The sequence below is a fragment of the Phascolarctobacterium sp. genome, assembly GCF_030531065.1.
GTDB lineage: Bacteria > Bacillota > Negativicutes > Acidaminococcales > Acidaminococcaceae > Phascolarctobacterium_A.
On the sequence record NZ_JAUNOQ010000002.1, the window covers coordinates 148,202 to 164,790 of the forward strand.

At 48.6% G+C, this 16,589-nt stretch carries 15 protein-coding genes; 4 read left to right on the top strand and 11 right to left on the bottom strand.

Annotation, left to right across the window (positions count from 1 at the left end; genetic code table 11):
- Nucleotides 1-16 precede the first annotated feature (16 nt).
- The 8 genes from purN to dctP all read right to left on the bottom strand — a co-directional run bounded on the left by purN (nt 17) and on the right by dctP (nt 8,595).
- Complete coding sequence (gene purN / locus Q4E64_RS01930; protein WP_303165972.1) at nt 17-622, bottom strand: phosphoribosylglycinamide formyltransferase; 606 nt, start codon at nt 620-622, stop codon at nt 17-19.
- Nucleotides 615-1,676 carry a phosphoribosylformylglycinamidine cyclo-ligase gene (purM, locus tag Q4E64_RS01935; RefSeq protein ID WP_303165973.1) on the bottom strand — a complete coding sequence of 354 codons (1,062 nt, stop codon included), beginning with the start codon at nt 1,674-1,676 and terminating at the stop codon, nt 615-617. Before purM ends, purN begins: the two co-directional genes overlap by 8 nt.
- A gap of 214 nt (nt 1,677-1,890) precedes the next feature.
- On the bottom strand, nt 1,891-3,321 hold the full coding sequence (gene purF / locus Q4E64_RS01940) for an amidophosphoribosyltransferase (RefSeq protein WP_303165974.1): 1,431 nt from the start codon (nt 3,319-3,321) through the stop codon (nt 1,891-1,893).
- Nucleotides 3,322-3,372: 51 nt separating this feature from the next.
- The gene (purE, locus tag Q4E64_RS01945; protein WP_303165975.1) at nt 3,373-3,870 is read right to left on the bottom strand and encodes a 5-(carboxyamino)imidazole ribonucleotide mutase; all 498 of its coding nucleotides are present in this window, start codon (nt 3,868-3,870) and stop codon (nt 3,373-3,375) included.
- Between the two features lie 266 nt (nt 3,871-4,136).
- Nucleotides 4,137-5,642, bottom strand: coding sequence for a glycerol kinase GlpK (glpK, locus tag Q4E64_RS01950; protein WP_368501483.1), 1,506 nt, complete (start codon nt 5,640-5,642; stop codon nt 4,137-4,139).
- Nucleotides 5,643-5,705: 63 nt separating this feature from the next.
- Complete coding sequence (locus Q4E64_RS01955; protein WP_303166058.1) at nt 5,706-6,983, bottom strand: TRAP transporter large permease; 1,278 nt, start codon at nt 6,981-6,983, stop codon at nt 5,706-5,708.
- Nucleotides 6,983-7,459, bottom strand: coding sequence for a TRAP transporter small permease (locus Q4E64_RS01960; protein ID WP_303165977.1), 477 nt, complete (start codon nt 7,457-7,459; stop codon nt 6,983-6,985). The genes Q4E64_RS01955 and Q4E64_RS01960 overlap by 1 nt, the downstream gene beginning before the upstream one ends.
- A 101-nt stretch (nt 7,460-7,560) precedes the next feature.
- Nucleotides 7,561-8,595 carry a C4-dicarboxylate TRAP transporter substrate-binding protein gene (gene dctP / locus Q4E64_RS01965; RefSeq protein WP_303165978.1) on the bottom strand — a complete coding sequence of 345 codons (1,035 nt, stop codon included), beginning with the start codon at nt 8,593-8,595 and terminating at the stop codon, nt 7,561-7,563.
- A 281-nt stretch (nt 8,596-8,876) separates the two neighbouring features.
- Here dctP and Q4E64_RS01970 point away from each other — a divergent pair, with 281 nt between their 5' ends.
- From Q4E64_RS01970 to Q4E64_RS01985, 4 genes are all read left to right on the top strand, one after another.
- A complete protein-coding gene (locus Q4E64_RS01970) occupies nt 8,877-9,605 on the top strand; it encodes a glycerophosphodiester phosphodiesterase (protein ID WP_303165979.1) in 729 nt (242 codons plus the stop codon).
- Nucleotides 9,606-9,623: 18 nt separating this feature from the next.
- On the top strand, nt 9,624-10,694 hold the full coding sequence (locus Q4E64_RS01975) for a LacI family DNA-binding transcriptional regulator (protein ID WP_303165980.1): 1,071 nt from the start codon (nt 9,624-9,626) through the stop codon (nt 10,692-10,694).
- 72 nt (nt 10,695-10,766) lie between these two features.
- Nucleotides 10,767-11,459: an AzlC family ABC transporter permease gene (locus Q4E64_RS01980; RefSeq protein ID WP_303165981.1), complete on the top strand. Its 693-nt coding sequence runs from the start codon at nt 10,767-10,769 to the stop codon at nt 11,457-11,459.
- Nucleotides 11,456-11,785, top strand: a complete 330-nt coding sequence (locus Q4E64_RS01985) for a branched-chain amino acid transporter permease (RefSeq protein WP_303165982.1) — start codon at nt 11,456-11,458, stop codon at nt 11,783-11,785. Before Q4E64_RS01980 ends, Q4E64_RS01985 begins: the two co-directional genes overlap by 4 nt.
- 340 nt (nt 11,786-12,125) lie before the next feature.
- Here the strand turns inward: Q4E64_RS01985 and Q4E64_RS11430 are convergent, their stop codons facing one another.
- The 3 genes from Q4E64_RS11430 to Q4E64_RS01995 all read right to left on the bottom strand — a co-directional run bounded on the left by Q4E64_RS11430 (nt 12,126) and on the right by Q4E64_RS01995 (nt 16,588).
- Nucleotides 12,126-12,311: an IS3 family transposase gene (locus tag Q4E64_RS11430; RefSeq protein WP_368501474.1), complete on the bottom strand. Its 186-nt coding sequence runs from the start codon at nt 12,309-12,311 to the stop codon at nt 12,126-12,128.
- Between the two features lie 691 nt (nt 12,312-13,002).
- Entirely contained in the window at nt 13,003-13,239 is a 237-nt protein-coding gene (locus Q4E64_RS01990; protein WP_303165983.1) for a hypothetical protein, read from the bottom strand.
- 250 nt (nt 13,240-13,489) lie between these two features.
- Nucleotides 13,490-16,588 (bottom strand): type I restriction endonuclease subunit R, encoded by a 3,099-nt coding sequence (locus Q4E64_RS01995; RefSeq protein WP_303165984.1) that lies wholly within the window; start codon nt 16,586-16,588, stop codon nt 13,490-13,492.
- Nucleotide 16,589: the final 1 nt, after the last annotated feature.

Consider the following 16,589-nt stretch of genomic DNA (forward strand, 5'->3'; position numbering starts at 1 on the left):
CTTGCACCTCTGTTCTTTATGCCAAAACCTTAACCTTGCGCCCGTCGATCTGCAGCTTGCCCTCGGCCCACAGTTTCAGCGCCTCCGGCATCGCGATATGCTCCTGCACTAAAATGCGGTCGGCCAGCGTATCCTCCGTATCGTCGTCCAGCACGGGGACAACCTTCTGCAAAATTATCGGGCCGCTGTCCGTGCCCTCGTCCACGAAATGCACGGTGCAGCCGGAAAATTTCACGCCGTAAGCCACCGCCTGTCCCTGGCCGTGCAGTCCGGGAAAGCTGGGCAGCAGCGCGGGATGGATATTGATAATTTTATGATGCCATTGATTGACAAAAGCGCCGCTTAAAATGCGCATAAAGCCTGCCAGCACCACCAGCTCGCAGCCTGCCGCCGTCAAAGCGTCGTTGATTTTCGCTTCAAATTCCTCTTTGGAAGCGCAGCCCTTACGCTCCGCAACCACGGTTTTAATGCCGGCCCGCGCCGCGCGCTCCAAAGCGAAGGCGTCCGCCTTATCGCTGATAACCACCGCGATTTCCAAAGGCAGATAGCCATCGGCAATGCGGTCCATAATGGCCTGCAAATTACTGCCGCGGCCGCTGACTAATACGCCGATCTTACGCACCGAAAACGCCGCCCTTCATCACAGTCTTTTTGCTGCCGGGCACAATTCTGCCCAGCTCGTAGAATACCTCGCCCGCTTCCGCCAGATGCGCGCGCACGGCGTCGGCCTCCGCCGGGTCCACTACCAGCGCCATGCCCACGCCCATATTAAAGGTGCGGTACATTTCCGTCCAGGGCACGTTGCCCCATTCCTGCAATTTTTTAAACACCACGGGAACCTCCCAGGCCTCGGCGTTCACCTCGGCGTCGCAGCCCTCCGGCAGAATGCGGGGAATATTGTCATAGAAGCCGCCGCCGGTAATATGCACCATAGCGTGCAAATCAAATTTTTCAATCAGCGGCAGACAGGTCTTGGGATACAGGCGCGTCGGCGTCAGCAGCTTTTCGCCCAGAGTGCAGCCAAATTCCGCAATCGGCGTATCCATGTCGTAGCCCATGGCCTCGAAGCAGATTTTGCGCACCAAAGAGAAGCCGTTGGAATGCACGCCGCTGGACGGCAGGCCCAGCAGCACGTCGCCGACCTTAACCTTCTCGCCGGTAATCATCTTGGCTTTATCCACAACGCCCACGCAAAAGCCGGCGATATCGTATTCGCCCTTGGCGTAAAAGCCCGCCATCTCCGCAGTTTCGCCGCCGATCAGCGCGCAGCCGCTTTCCTTGCAGGCGTTGGCCACGCCCTTCACGATATTGGCCACCTTTTGGGAATCGACCTTATCCACGGCAATATAATCCAGGAAGAACAAAGGCTCCGCGCCCTGTACCAGAATATCGTTGACGCACATAGCCACCGCGTCCTGGCCGATGGTATCGTGCTTGTCGGCCATAAACGCCAGCTTCAGCTTCGTGCCTACGCCGTCGGTGCCGCTTACCAAAACCGGCTCCTTGTACTTGCCGCAGTTCAAAGCGAACAAGCCGCCGAAGCCGCCTAAATCGCCGATGACCTCGCTGCGATAGGTAGCGCGCACGCTGTCCTTCATCAGCTCCACCGCTTTATTGCCCGCGTCGATATCCACCCCGGCGTCGGCATAGGTAAGTTGTTTCTTTTCTTCGCTCATGATTGGCCTCCCAAATTTATAGAATTATGTAAATATCGTAAAAGTAATAACTCCCCCAGTCGCCGTCGGCGACAGCCCCCTCTTAGAGGGGGCAATTCACTTTAGCTCAGAAAATTCTCTTTTCCTCCCTCTTTGAGGGAGGTGCCGAGCTAATGCGAGGCGGAGGGAGAATTGCTCCGTATTACGCGCATACTTTAAAGCAGTTATCGCCAGTCTACTCAAAAATTCCCTCAGGCTCCTGCCCTATAACCTCGTCCGCCTTGTCGGGATAGTCGGAACTGAAGCAAGCGCAGCACAGGCCGTCCGGGTCGATTTTGCCGATGGCGCGCTTCATGCCGTCCATAGAAATATAATGCAGGCTGTCGGCGCCGATAAAGCGGCAGATTTCTTCATTAGTACAACGGGCGGCAATCAGCTGCTTGCGCTCGGAAGTATCGATGCCGTAATAGCAGCTGTCCACAACCGGCGGCGAAGAAATGCAGACGTGCACCTCGCGGGCCCCCGCCTCCTTGAGCAGCTTGACCACCTTGCCGCTGGTAGTGCCGCGCACGATGGAATCGTCCACCATCACCACGGACTTGCCCTCTACCACGCTGCGCACCGGGTTCAGCTTCAAGCGCACGGCGTTGGCGCGTTGCTTTTGCGTGGGCTGGATAAAGGTGCGGCCTACGTAGCGGTTTTTCGTCAGGCCCTCCATAAAGGGGATACCGGACTCCAGCGCATAGCCGATGGCGGCGGGAGTGCCGCTGTCCGGCGCGGAAATAACGATGTCCGGCTTAATTTCCTTCGTTTCCTTAGCCAGCTCGCGCCCCATCTGAATGCGGGCGTCGTAAACAGGCTGCTTATCGATAACGCTGTCGTTGCGGGCAAAATATACATATTCAAAAACGCAGTGCGCAGTTTTTTCCGGCAGCTTGTCGGCCCACATAACGCTGCGGGGCTCGGCGTTATCGCTGTCGATAATCACCATTTCGCCGGGCTTGACGTCGCGCACCAGCTCCGCACCCACCAAATCGAAAGCGCAGGACTCTGACGCCACGCACCAGCCGTTTTCCAGCTTGCCCAAAACCAGCGGGCGGAAGCCGTAAGGGTCGCGCACGGCGATAATCTTATTATCCGTCATAAACAAAATAGCGTAAGCGCCGCGAATCTGCTTCACGGCCTCGGCCACGCGCTCCTCGATGGTCGGGCGCGCGCTGTAGGCGATCAGCGTCAGCACCACCTCCGTATCCACGGTAGTAGTGAAAACAGCGCCCTCCTTGGCCAGATTAGCCCGCAGCTGCCCGGCGTTGGTCAGATTGCCGTTATGGCTCAGCGCCAGATTGCCGCCGTCGAAATAAACCTTCAGCGGCTGAATATTATAAGCCATGCTGGCGCCGGTAGTGGAATAACGCACGTGCCCGATGGCGGCGAAGCCCTGCAAATCGCCGACGCCGTCCTTGTAAACGTCGGGAACCAGGCCCATGCCCTTTTTCACCTTCATCGTCTTGCCGTCGGTAACGACAATACCGGTACTTTCCTGGCCGCGGTGCTGCAAAGCGTACAAGCCCCAATAGGTATTGAGCGCTACGTCCTCGCTGTGACTGAAAATACCAAAGACGCCGCATTCCTCATGCAGCTTATCATCCTGAAATAAGTTTTCCACAATCAATTCTCCTTGCCAATTATTCGCTTCGCGCAAGCGCTTGGTATGGTCTTACTTGCTTTCCGCTCTCAACTTAGCCAGCTTTTCGCCCTTGGCCTTAACCTCCTCCCGCATTTGCAGGCGGTTGGCGGCCAGCTTATCCGCCAGCTCGGGGTATTTGACGGCCAGAATCTGCACGGCGAACAGCGCCGCATTTTTCGCGCCGTTAATCGCCATCGTCGCCACGGGAATACCGGAAGGCATCTGCACAAAGCTCAGCAGCGCGTCCATCCCGCCCAAGGGAGTAGCGTTGATGGGAATGCCGATAACAGGCACAGTAGTGTAAGCCGCGATAACGCCGCCCAAATGCGCGGCTGCGCCCGCCGCCGCAATAATGACTTCCACGCCGCGCTCGCGCGCGCCCGCAGCAAATTCGTGCACTACGTCAGGAGTGCGGTGGGCGGAAGCTACGACAACTTCTACCTCGACGCCAAAATCCTTCAGAGTTTTTTCAGCCGTCTCCAGTATGGGCCAGTCGGAATTGCTGCCCATAATGATTGCTACTTTCATCAACATCTACCTCCCAAAATTTGCTTACTAAAAAAAACAAAACCCAAGCAAAATGTTTTCTCAGGCTACAATACACGCTAGTATAGTTACTATCATTATATCAACAGCCGCGAGCATCGTCAAATAAAACGTGAACTTTTTAACACTGGCAAAGACTTTCCCGGCGGCGCGGCGCAGAAAAAGGAAAAAGGCTATCGTTTTACAGCGTTTTCGCCGACACGATAGCCTTTTTTACAATTTATTTTTTCTTTGTCCGGCAAAGCCTTTTATTCTTCCGGCTGCAATCTTACGCAGGCGGCCTTGACCGCCCTGTGCCAGCCGTGCAGAATTTTTTCGCGTTTGGCGCAGTCCATGGCGGGCGTAAAGGTTTTGGCGACGACGTGGTTCTTTTTGATTTCGTCTTTGTCCTGCCAATAGCCCACCGCCAGGCCTGCCAGATAGGCCGCGCCCATGGCCGTGGTTTCGATGCACGCGGGGCGCGCGACGTTGGCGTTGATGATATCGGCCTGCATCTGCATCAGCAAATTATTGGCGCAGGCGCCGCCGTCCACTTGCAAAGAGCTCAGCTTGATGCCGCTGTCCTCTTCCATGGCCTTCAGCACGTCGTACACCTGATAGGTGATAGCCTCCAGCGTCGCGCGCACGATATGGTTGCGGTTGACGCCGCGGGTCAGGCCCACGATAGCGCCGCGGGCATATTGGTTCCAGTACGGCGCGCCCAGGCCGACGAACGCGGGCACAACGTAACAGCCGTTGGCGTCGGGCACGGCCTTGGCCAGCTCTTCGGATTCAGCGGCGTTGCGGATTAACCCCAGCTCGTCGCGCAGCCATTGCACAGCCGCGCCCGCTACGAAAATGGAACCCTCCAGCGCGTATTCCACCTTGCCGTCCACGCCCCAGGCGATGGTCGTAACCAGGCCGTTCTTGGAGGTTACGGGCGTCGCGCCCGTGTTCATCAGCATAAAGCCGCCCGTGCCGTAGGTATTTTTCGCCTCGCCCGGCGCAAAGCAGGTCTGGCCGAACAGCGCGCACTGCTGGTCGCCCGCCGCGCCGGCGATGGGAATATTTTCGTCGAACAGCTTGGCGTCGGTCATGCCGTAAACGCAGCTGGAGGGCTTAACCTCCGGCAGCATGGCCTTAGGCACGCCCAACACCGTTAAAATTTCGTCGTCCCATTCCAGCGTATGGATATTGAACATCAGGGTGCGGGAAGCGTTGGAATAATCGGTTACGTGCACCTTGCCGCCCGTCAGCTTCCAAATTATCCAGCTGTCGACAGTGCCGAAAAGCAAACGCCCAGCGTCGGCCTTTTCCCTTGCTCCCGGAACATTTTCCAAAATCCAATGCAGCTTGGTTCCCGAAAAATAAGCGTCCAGCACGAGGCCAGTTTTTTCGCGGAACATATTGGCGTAGCCTTTAATTTTCAGCAGGTCGCAGTATTCCGCGGTGCGGCGGCACTGCCACACGATGGCCTTGCACACGGGCCGCCCTGTAACCTTATCCCAGACGACGGTCGTTTCGCGCTGGTTGGTGATGCCGATGCCCGCAATATCCGCGGGGGAAACGTCCAGCTTGCCCATGGCTTCGTACATCAGGCCCAGCTGCGTCGCCCAGATTTCTTCGGCGTCGTGCTCCACCCAGCCCGCCTGCGGATAATACTGGGTAAATTCCTTCTGCGCCACGCTGCAGATTTCGCCCTGCTTATTAAACAAAATGCAGCGGCAGCTGGTAGTACCCAAATCGAGCGCCATAATATATTTTTCCTTCGTCATCAGAATACCTTCTTTCAAAAAACGGAGAAGCGCGACCGCTTCCCCGTCCTACAAAATATCAAATTATAAGTTCGGCAGGAACATTACCAGCCCCGGCACGTAGGTAACGATTAAAAGCGTAATAACCAAAGCGAGGATGAACGGCCATACCTCTTTGAAAAATTCGCCCAGCGGCGTTTCCGTTATCGCGCAGACCGTAAACATCATGGAGCCGAAGGGCGGCGTCAGGCCGCCAATCATAATATTCACGATGCAGATAATGCCGAAATGCACGGGGTCGACGCCCAGCTGCTTCACTACCGGCACCAGCAGCGGGGCCAGAATAATCAGCGCCGCGCCGCCTTCCAGGAACATACCCAGCACCAACAGCAATACGTTGACCAGCATCAGCATCACATAAGGGTTCCTGGTCATATCCAGCATGGCGGAGGTAATCTGCTGGGGAATGCGCTCCCAGTTCATGTAATAGCCAAAGAAGGAAGCCGCTACGATAATCAGGCACACGGAGCTGGTGCCGTAAATTGTTTCCTTCATAATCGGCCAGGCGTATTCCCATTTCAATTCCTTATAAATAAACGCGCCGACAAAAACGCAGTACACTACGGCTACGGCGCCCGCCTCGGAGGGAGTGAACATGCCCATGCGCAGGCCGGCGATAATGCCGAAGGGGAACAGCAACGCCCAAATCGATTCCTTGAGCTGCTCCATAATTTCGCCGAAAGTCGCGGCCTTCTCGCGCGACGGCTTGTAGCCGCGCTTGCGCGAAACGATGGCGACGACGATCATCATCGAAACCGCCATCAAAATACCCGGCACATAACCGGCCATAAACATTTTGGTAACGGATACGCTGGCAATCAAAGCGTAAATAATCAGGTTGATGCCGGGCGGGATAACCGGCGTGCTGGCGGAAGAAGCCGCCGTAACCGCCGCCGAAAAGGCGCGCCCATAGCCGCGTTTTTCCATTTCCGGCACCAGCATTTTGCTCTGCATCGCGGCGTCGGCGTTAGCGCTGCCCGACACGCCGCCCATCAGCAGGCTCAGCAGCACGTTGACCTGCGCCAGTCCGCCCGTCATATGCCCCATTAAAACGTCGGTAAATTTCATCAGCTTATCGCTGATACCGGCATAATTCATAATGGAGCCCGCCATAATGAAGAAGGGTATCGCCAGCAGCGGGAAGGACTGGGTGCTGGTGATAATTCTCTGGAACATCAAATGCGTCGGCGACGCGCTGTCGATAAAGGTAAAATAGGATACCGTCGCGCCGAACAGGGCGTAAGCGATGGGGATGCTGGAAAAATAGAGGATAAAAACAATTATCACGGGCAAGTAAGCCATCACGCTTCAACCTCCTTTTTACCAAATAAATCTTCAACGACAAATTTCACGGAATAAGCCGTCATCAATACGAAGGCAATGAGCACGGACGAGCTGATGTAGGCGGACGAAACGCCCAGCACCGGCGTCATTTTCGTATAGGACGTTTGAATATAGAGCACGGAAAGATAAGCCATATAGCCGTTAAGCGCCACCAGAATCAAATCGGTTACCAGTCTGACGCCCCACTGCATGGCCCGGGGCAGGCGCTTAACTATCAGGTCCACGCCCACATGGCCGCGATGCTTGAATACGGCTACCGCCCCGATGAACACGGACCAGACGAAGCAGCCCGTAGCCACCTCCTCGGACCACACCAGGCCGGAATTAAAAATATAACGCAAAATAATATTGATAATAACGAGAACCGTCGTAATGGATATGAAGATTGAAGCGACGATATCCTCAAGATTTTGCAGAATAAATTTTAAATTCATTAACAGACGCCTCCACAAAAAAAATATACCGCGTGTGCAAAAGAAAGCGTTCCGTTTAAAAAACTTTAAACGAAACGCTTCGATTTTAGAACAACGAAAGATTATTTAGAGCTGCGAATCTTAGCAATTTCCTCTTTCAGTTTTTTGTAAATGCCAGGAGTTGCGCCTTCTTTTTCTTCCATCTGTTGGAATACGGGCTCGGTTGCTTTTTCAAAGGCTACATGGTCAACGTCGTTGAATTTTACGCCCTTGGCTTCCAGCTCTTTGTAAACCTGATTATAGGACTCGGTGGAAATCTTGGTCATTTCCTTGCCGCCGTAAGCAAATTCTTCGGCTACGATTTTTTGATCCTCCGGAGACAGCTTGTCCCAAACCTTGGTGGAAATGTAAACGCCGCAGGTACCCAGGAAATGTTTCGTAGTAGCTACGTTCTTGGTATATTCATAGCATTTGGTGCCGATGTTGGTGAACTCGGAGCCTTCCAGGCCGTCGACTACGCCCTGGGAAACGCCGGACAAGGTCTCGGAGAAGGGCAGGCTGGTAGCGGTTGCGCCCATAGCGTTAATGGTGTCGATGAACAGCTTGCTGCCGGGAGTACGCAGCTTCATGCCCTTCAAATCTTCCGGCTTGGTAATAACCTTATTGGTAATCAGGTTACGGAAACCGAATACATAGTCCAGAGCCAGAACCTTAATGCCCTTTTGCTCTGCCTTAGCGATCATATCCTTAACCAGCGGAGTTTCAATCATCTTAGCGTACTCGTCGTAGGTTTGGTACAGCATCGGGCCGACCAGAGGCTTAAAGTCCGGCACATAATCGCCCAAATAAGACGGATCCTCTACGGAAATAAAATTAGCGCCGTTAGCTACCTGCTCCAGGCCGTCCTTGTAGCAAGCCAGCTGGTTTTGACCGTAGCATTGAATTTCTACGCGGCCGTTGGTTTTTTTATTGATGCGCCCGGCAACCAGCTCCATAGATTTATACAGCTGCTCGTCGGGAGAGAATACGTGGCTCAGCTTCAGCACAACCTTTTTGTCAGAGCCGGCAGCCTTGTCCTCAGCTTTTTTGTCGCCGCCGCAGCCTGTCAGCGCCAGCATCATTACTGCCATCATTAACAGAGCGATTATTTTTTTCATGTAAATCCTCCTCTACTGCTTGTTAAAATTTGTTGAAATTTTTACGGAATATTTTCCCGTTCACAATGTCTCTTATCATATTATCAGAGCTTCACATAATTGTCAATAATTTTACGATAATTTGACAATCCAGTCTCCGTCTAGCTTTTGGCTGTTTTTTGTCCCTCGCGGACAGAAATAGTCCCGCTTGTTTTTTGGCTTATCTTGTGCTAAGATGGTGTTGAAAATTGTTGAACTTATTTTAAATTCTATTGTCCAAGACAAGCAAAGGAGACTTTTTGATGACTATGATTTTTGCCCATCGCGGCTTTTCCGGCTATTATCCCGAAAACACTATGCTGGCTTTCCAAAAAACGGCGGAGGAATCTCCTGCCGACGGCATCGAGCTCGATATCCAGCTGACGAAGGACGGCGAAATCGTCATTATGCACGACGAAGCGCTGGACCGCACCACCAACGGCAGCGGCTTTTTAAAGGACTATACGCTGGAGCAGCTGAAAACCTTGTCCGTAGGCGTCAACGTCAAGGGCTTCTTCCCCCGCCAAACTATTCCCACGCTGCGCGAATATTTTTCCTGGCTCAAGACCACGAAGCTCATTACCAATATCGAGCTGAAAACCAGCGTGTTTGAATACGAGGGTATGGCGGAAAAGCTGGTGGCTATGGTTCACGAATTCGGTTTGGAAAAACAAATCTGGTATTCTTCCTTCAATCATTATTCCATCGCGCGCATCAAGGAATTGCAGCCTGACGCCAAATGCGGCCTGCTGACCGAAACCTGGATTATGAACGTCGGCGCTTATGCCGCCAGTCAGGGCGCTGCTACCGTCAACGCCTGCAGCCCTTTCTGCCTGAAGGAAGGCGTTGCGGACGATTTGCATCAGCACGGCGTGGGCCTGCAGGCCTGGACGCCTAACGACGCGGAGCTGATGGCCAAGCTAGTCAAGGCCGGCGTGGATACGCTTATTACCAATTTCCCCGACGTCGCCGCCAAGGTCATCGGCCGGTAAACAAGAAAGGAGGGCGACATGCCCAAGAAGGTCACCCTCAAGGACGTCGCCGCCGCGGCGGGGCTTTCGCCTGCCAGTGTCTCCATGATTCTCAACCGCCGCAGCATCAACCGCTTTAACGACGAAACAGTGCGGCAGGTTTTCGCGCTGGCCGAAAGCATGGGCTATCAAAACGGCAAGAAGCAGTCCTACAGCCTTATAGCGCCTGCGGATACGCTGATTTTTATCATTTGCCCCTCCGTTTTTAATCCCTTTTATACAACTATTATCCAGGGAATTGAAATCGCCGCCCGCAGGCAGGGCTTCGTAACCTCCGTGCGTACCACCTATTGGGACACGACAACGGAAAAGGAAATCATGGAGCAGGCGCGACGGCTGCATGTGGCGGGCGTCATCTTCGCCATGATACCGCAGCAGCCCCAGCTGGCCTACGAGCTGAGCCGACGTCTGCCCGTAGTAGCCATCGGCGACCGCCGCGGCGACCTGGAGCTGGCCACGGTGGATATGAATAATTTCACCGCCGGGCAGCTGGTGGGCAAGCATCTTTTGGACTTAGGCCACCGGCGTATCGCTTACCTGTCCACCACTCTCAACGAGCAGCACACCTCCCGCGTGCGCCGTTGCGAAGGGCTGCAGGCCGCCTGTCAGGACTGCGAAGGAGCGCAGCTGAGCGTTTTCGCCAAAGAAATCACGCCCGATTTTGAGCTTTCGCATGTGGACGTAGAATACGCCACGGGCTACGAGCTGGCTTTGTCCTGCCTGGCGCAAAAGCCGGAAACGACTGCCCTCGTCGCCGTCAACGACATGGTGGCCTACGGCGTCTATAACGCCGTTTGCGATAAGGGCCTGCGCATCCCACAGGATATCAGCCTGTGCGGCTTCGACAATATCTTTCCCTCGCGCCTGCGCGGAATCAGCCTGACCAGCGTGGATAATTCCCTGACCGACTGCGGTCAAAGCGCCTTTCAGCTTTTGCAGGAGGAAATCGCCGGCTATCACAGTCAGGGAAAATTTACCAGCATCACTCACGTAGAATATAAATGCCGTTTAGTGGCCCGCGCCAGCAGCGGCCCTGCGCCGCGCGGTTGACGCGCCGAGGCTTTTCCTGTATAATATTTTCTATCTGAATTATATGTTTTACGATTGCGCAGGTAACTTTAAATGAACAAATATCGAGCGGCCTTCCAAGCCGCGTTCCCGTTAACGCTGCCCATCTGCGCGGCGTTTCTTTTTTTAGGGCTTTCCTACGGCTTTTATATTTGCAGCAAGGGCTTCTCGCCCTGGTATCCGTTTTTCACCAGCGCGTTGGTTTTCGCCGGCTCCATGGAGTTCGTGCTCGTAACCATGCTGCTCGGCGCCTTCGACCCGCTGTATTGCTTCCTGATGACGCTCATGGTCAACTCCCGCCATCTTTTTTACGGCCTGTCCATGCTGGAAAAATTCAAAGGGCTGGGCTGGAAAAAATTCTATCTTATCTTCGGCATGTGCGACGAATCCTTCGCCATCAACTGCTCTACCAACCCGCCGCCCGGCGTCGACAAGGGCTGGTTCATGACCTTCGTCACCTTGCTCAACCAAATTTACTGGGTTGCGGGCGCTACGTTGGGCGGACTGCTGGGCAGCAGCCTGCAAATCAACACCAAGGGTCTGGATTTCGCTCTGACGGCGCTCTTCGTCGCCATTTTCGTCAGCCAGTGGCAAAGCGCGGAGCATCACGCTCCCGCCGTTACCGGCGTCGCCATCCCCTTGGCCTGCCTGCTGCTTTTAGGCCCGCGTAGCTTTATCCCGCCGTCCATGCTGCTCATCATCAGCGTTTTTATTTTTGCTTACTATAAAGGAGTACGCCAGCCATGACCTTCGCCGAACAACTGATTACTATCGCCGTCGTCGTAGCCGGGACTATGCTGACGCGCTTCATTCCCTTTTTGCTCTTCCCCGCCGACAAACCCACGCCGCCCCTGGTCGCCTTTCTCGGCAAGGTGCTGCCCGCCGCAGTCATGGGTATGCTGGTAGTATATTCTCTCAAGGATATCGATTTCACAGCCCCCGCTCACGGCCTGCCGGAAACCGTCGCCGTAGCGCTGACCGTTCTGCTGCAGCTGACGCTGAAAAATCTTTTGGCCACCATCGCCGTCGGCACGATAGCCTATATGCTGCTGGTGCAGTACGTTTTTATGTGAACGAAGCAATAAATAAAGTCTTTAAATTACCTCATAAGACACACTGTTGCTTACTTTACAAACCAAAGGATGTTTCAGAGGCAAATTTTATTTTAATGTCTATTATATTGACAAAGCGAATTTTTTCTTAGAGACTGTTTTTAGACATCGTTGTTGCAAACGATGTCTTGTATTATCTAAATAAACTACAATATTGTGGAACCCTTATTTGTTAGACAATATTATACACTATATCAATGTGAACTCCAAAAATTATACTTTAAATATACATAGCAATCAAGAGTTTCCTATGTATATTTTTACGCCTCTAAAAGACTACGCCTAATTGTACAAAACTACGCTATCCTAGTTTCTCTCTAATTTGTTTTTCATTATAGTATTTTATATATCTTTCAATTTTCGAACGCAGCTCTTCATAGCTATAATACACAACACCGTAATAGATTTCCTGCTTGAGCCATCCAAAGAATTTTTCCATGACAGAATTGTCAAAGCATTTTCCTTTTCTAGACATACTTTGGAACATTCATTTCTTTTTATAATATTTAATATATAATCTCATTTGATAAATTTAATCTCAGTATGAATGAAATGCTCTGCGATATGAGCAGTCAGAAATGATTTCTATTGCTTGTTCTGACGCAGCCATTACATTTTTGGCGAATAGTCGTTGTCTATGCCAAAACTAACTATTTCTCCATTACACATATCCATGAATGGATCAAGGTATAATTTATGCATCGTTATATGTCCATTTACATCTACTTCATAGTATTTAAACTCCGTTGTATCAGTTGTTATTTTCTGATGAGGTATATGAGTATTAAAACGCCTTTTAATTCTATTTGGTGCAATGGCTTCTACTTTTCCTTTATTATGAACTGTATTTCCTGCTTTTACGCAGGAATGAAGTAACCTGCAAGTCAAACTTTTGTGTCAATCTCCAATCATTTTTATTAACAATATATCTCTAGTTACAAAATTCTCCAAGTATTCGACGATATCCATAATCTTTATTTAGTTTTTTAATCTCAACGATCTTGTCTTCAAGTTCTTTGTCAGGATTTCTTTTTTCGAATCGCTTTTGTCAATACATATATGTCGCTTTAAACATACCTATATATGAGAGAAGGTCTTTTAGTTTGAACTGTCTTCGGGGGCTGTTGATGACTCGTGCCGTTCTCTTATTTGGGCTTCGTCCCCTAAACGCAATCTCCTCAGGTTTTTTTAAAGGCATTCTCTATACTTAATTTAAGAAGTTCATCCTTTAGCTGCTTTATATATTCAGTATTTACATCGGTAGAAGGCTCATTTTCTGATTGCACTTTAATACATTTATTTACCATATCCAATACTTTATTTCGACCTTTCTTCTGTAGTCTCAAAGCTTCAACTCCAACATCACGAAAGCCGTTAACCAAATTCCTTAGCAATATACTTAAAACTTCCTTCACTATTAAGGTATGCCATAACTACTTTTTCTTAAATTCCAAACCACACTTAACCATAAAAATACCGACCTAAAATCATTAGATTTTTAAGTCTAACTTTTTTAGGTCTGTACATCTAGCAAATTGTTAGAAAATTCTTTATATAAAATCCATCCACAACAAACCTGCTAGGAATTGATAATAAAAGCTATCGTCATAACTCTTGTACAATTTTCACCAAAGTTGCTGATATAGAATAAATATAAAGATAATACTATTTATCTAATTCGAACTCACACATTTTTTCGGCTTGCTCTATTATCAAATCTACCGTAGTTACCTGTTTATCCGGTGGATATTTATATTTTCTGAGCAACCTTTTTACAGTAATTCTCATCTGCGCCCTAACACTTTCTCGCACATCCCAATCAACCTTAATATTATTTTTAATGCTAATTGTTAATTCTTTAGCAATTTGTTTTAGGACATCATTTTCATAGAAATCTCTGGCAGATTCATTGGACGAAATTGCATCATAAAATGCCAGTTCATCGTTTGATAATCCCAGCTGTTCTCCTCTTTTATGAAGTTCATTCATATCTTTTGCCATATCAACCAGAGCCTTTATAATCTCTACGGTCTCTAAAGAACGTTTTTCATATTGAATTACTGAGGCTTCAAGCATTTCAGAAAATTTCTTTGCTTGTACAATATTCTTTTTAGCTATCTCCTTAATCTTACCATCAAGCAAACGTCGTAAAAGTTCCAGAGCTAAATTTTTTTGTGGCAGTCCTTTTACCTCTTCAAGAAACTCATCAGATAAAATTGAAATATCCGGTTTATTCAATCCAACTGAAGCAAATATGTCAACGACTGCTTCGGAAATAACTGATTTGGAAACCAATTGACCTATTTCATATTCTATTTGATCTTTCGTTTTCTTCTGTTTGTCCTTTGGTAATATTTTTATAATACCTGATTTGATGGCTTTAAAATAACTAATCGCTACATTGATTGCTTGAGCTTGCTCAGAAGTCGAACATAATGCGTATGCCTTACCAATTTCTACAACCAAATTAAGAAATTTTTTTTTCTCATCTTCCGATTTACCCAAAACAAAATCCACACCAGAAACGATACACGCCATTCGTTCACTTGCGGAGCCGCTTATGTAAGAAGAGTAATCCAACCCATGCAATATTCCTTGAATTTGCTCATACTTCTCAAGCATGAGATCAATTGCTATTTGCGGATCAATACCTGTTGTCTTTCGGTCAGACGGTGTATATTGTGCTAATGCACTTCTTAAGTTATCTGCAATACCAATATAGTCTACAATTAAACCACCGGGCTTGTCTTTAAACACACGATTAACTCGTGCTATGGCTTGCATAAGATTATGATCACTCATTGGTTTATCGACATACATTGTGTGAAGGCAAGGTACATCAAATCCCGTCAACCACATATCGCAAACAATAACAATTCTTAATTCATCTTCAACATCTTTCATTCTCTTTGCAAGTAGCTTTTTCTGAGATGCAGTAGTTGAATGCAGCTGAAATTCAGGCGGATCAGATTCTGTAGAAGTCATAATAACCTTAATTACACCTTTATCAATGTCATCACTATGCCATTCCGGACGATACTCTATAATCTTTGAGTAAAGTTTTACTGCAATCTTTCTAGACATAGCTACAAACATAACTTTTCCATTAATCGCTTGTTGTCTAAGGTCGTAATGAGTAATGAAATCTTTCACCACTACATCAATACGACTATCTGTTCCAACAATGGCTTCTAACCTTGCCCATTTTCGCTTTTGGCTTTCGGCGTAAGTTTCTTCCTGTCCCTCAACAATGCTGTCATACTCATCATCAATCTTTGGCTTTAATTCCTGAGGAAGATCTAACTTTGCAATTCTGCTTTCATAATAAATCGGAACAGTAGTTTTATCTTTAACCGCTTGAGTCAAATCGTAAATATCAATATAGTCACCAAACAAGGCGGGTGTGTTCTTATCGCTCAACTCAACAGGAGTTCCAGTAAATCCGATAAAAGAAGCATTCGGCAATGCGTCTCGCATATGTTTTGCAAAACCAAAAGAAACTTTTCCGTCTTTTTCTTTTGCTTCTAACCCGTACTGACTGCGATGTGCTTCATCTGCTATAACAACCACATTTCGTCTGGTAGTCAGTGCTTCCATTGATTGGTCACTCTGGTCTGGCGAAAACTTTTGGATAGTCGTAAATACAATGCCGCCAGCTTGAACGCTTAATAGTTCTCGTAGTTTCTTTCTTGTGTCTGCCTGTTTGGGTGTTTGACGCAAATAATCGGCACTTTTTGAAAAAGTGGTAAATAGCTGATCGTCCAAGTCATTTCTATCAGTAATAACAACAATGGTCGGGTTATTCAGTTCTAAAACCAATTGACGAGTATACATGAGCATAGAATAACTTTTTCCGCTACCCTGTGTATGCCAAATTACACCCGCTTTTCTGCTTCCATTTTCAGAAGCTGCCAAGTGAGTGGTATACAAAGCTTTATTTACAGCAAAAAATTGATGATAACCAGGTAAAATTTTGAAAGACTTATCTTCCTCATGAACAAAGAAGCTATACTTTGAAATAATGTCCAAAAATCTCTTTTTATTCATCATTCCATACAGCATAACTTGCAATTGCGGAAAAGAAAGTCCTGATTCTTTTTCTCCGTCAATTGTTCTCCAAAACATAAAGCGATCCAGATCAGAAGTAATTGTACCAACTTTTGCATTGATACCATCACTTATGATCATAAAGGCATTGTAATAAAACAAAGAAGGAATATCTCTTTTATAAGTCTGAAGCTGATTAAATCCATCAACAATATCCACTTCTTCGTTTGTTGCATTTTTCAGTTCTATTACAACAACAGGAATACCATTTAAGAAAGCGACAATATCAGGTCTGCGTTCTTTTCCGCTTTCAATTACAGTATATTGATTGATTGCCAAGAACTCATTATTTTCAATATCTTTGGCATCAAAAATATAAGCTTTTTCGGTTTTTATGCTTCCGTCCTTCTGCTTAACCTCTACATCAATACCATCGGTTAATAATTTTTGAAACGCAACATTATTTTGGACAATAGATAAGCTTTGCTGACGAGTAATCTTCTTAACCAGCTCTGAAATCGTATCATTGGAATATTGTTTATTAATGCGTTTTAATGCACTATGTAACCTGTCGTACAGAACAACATCTCCAAAACTTTCTCTCTCTGAAAAGCTTCCTCCCGGCGAAATATCTGGTCCATATTGAGTTTGGTAGCCTAAATCTTGAAACCACTCCAATACAGCTTGTTCAAGATCATTTTCTATAAAATTGGACATT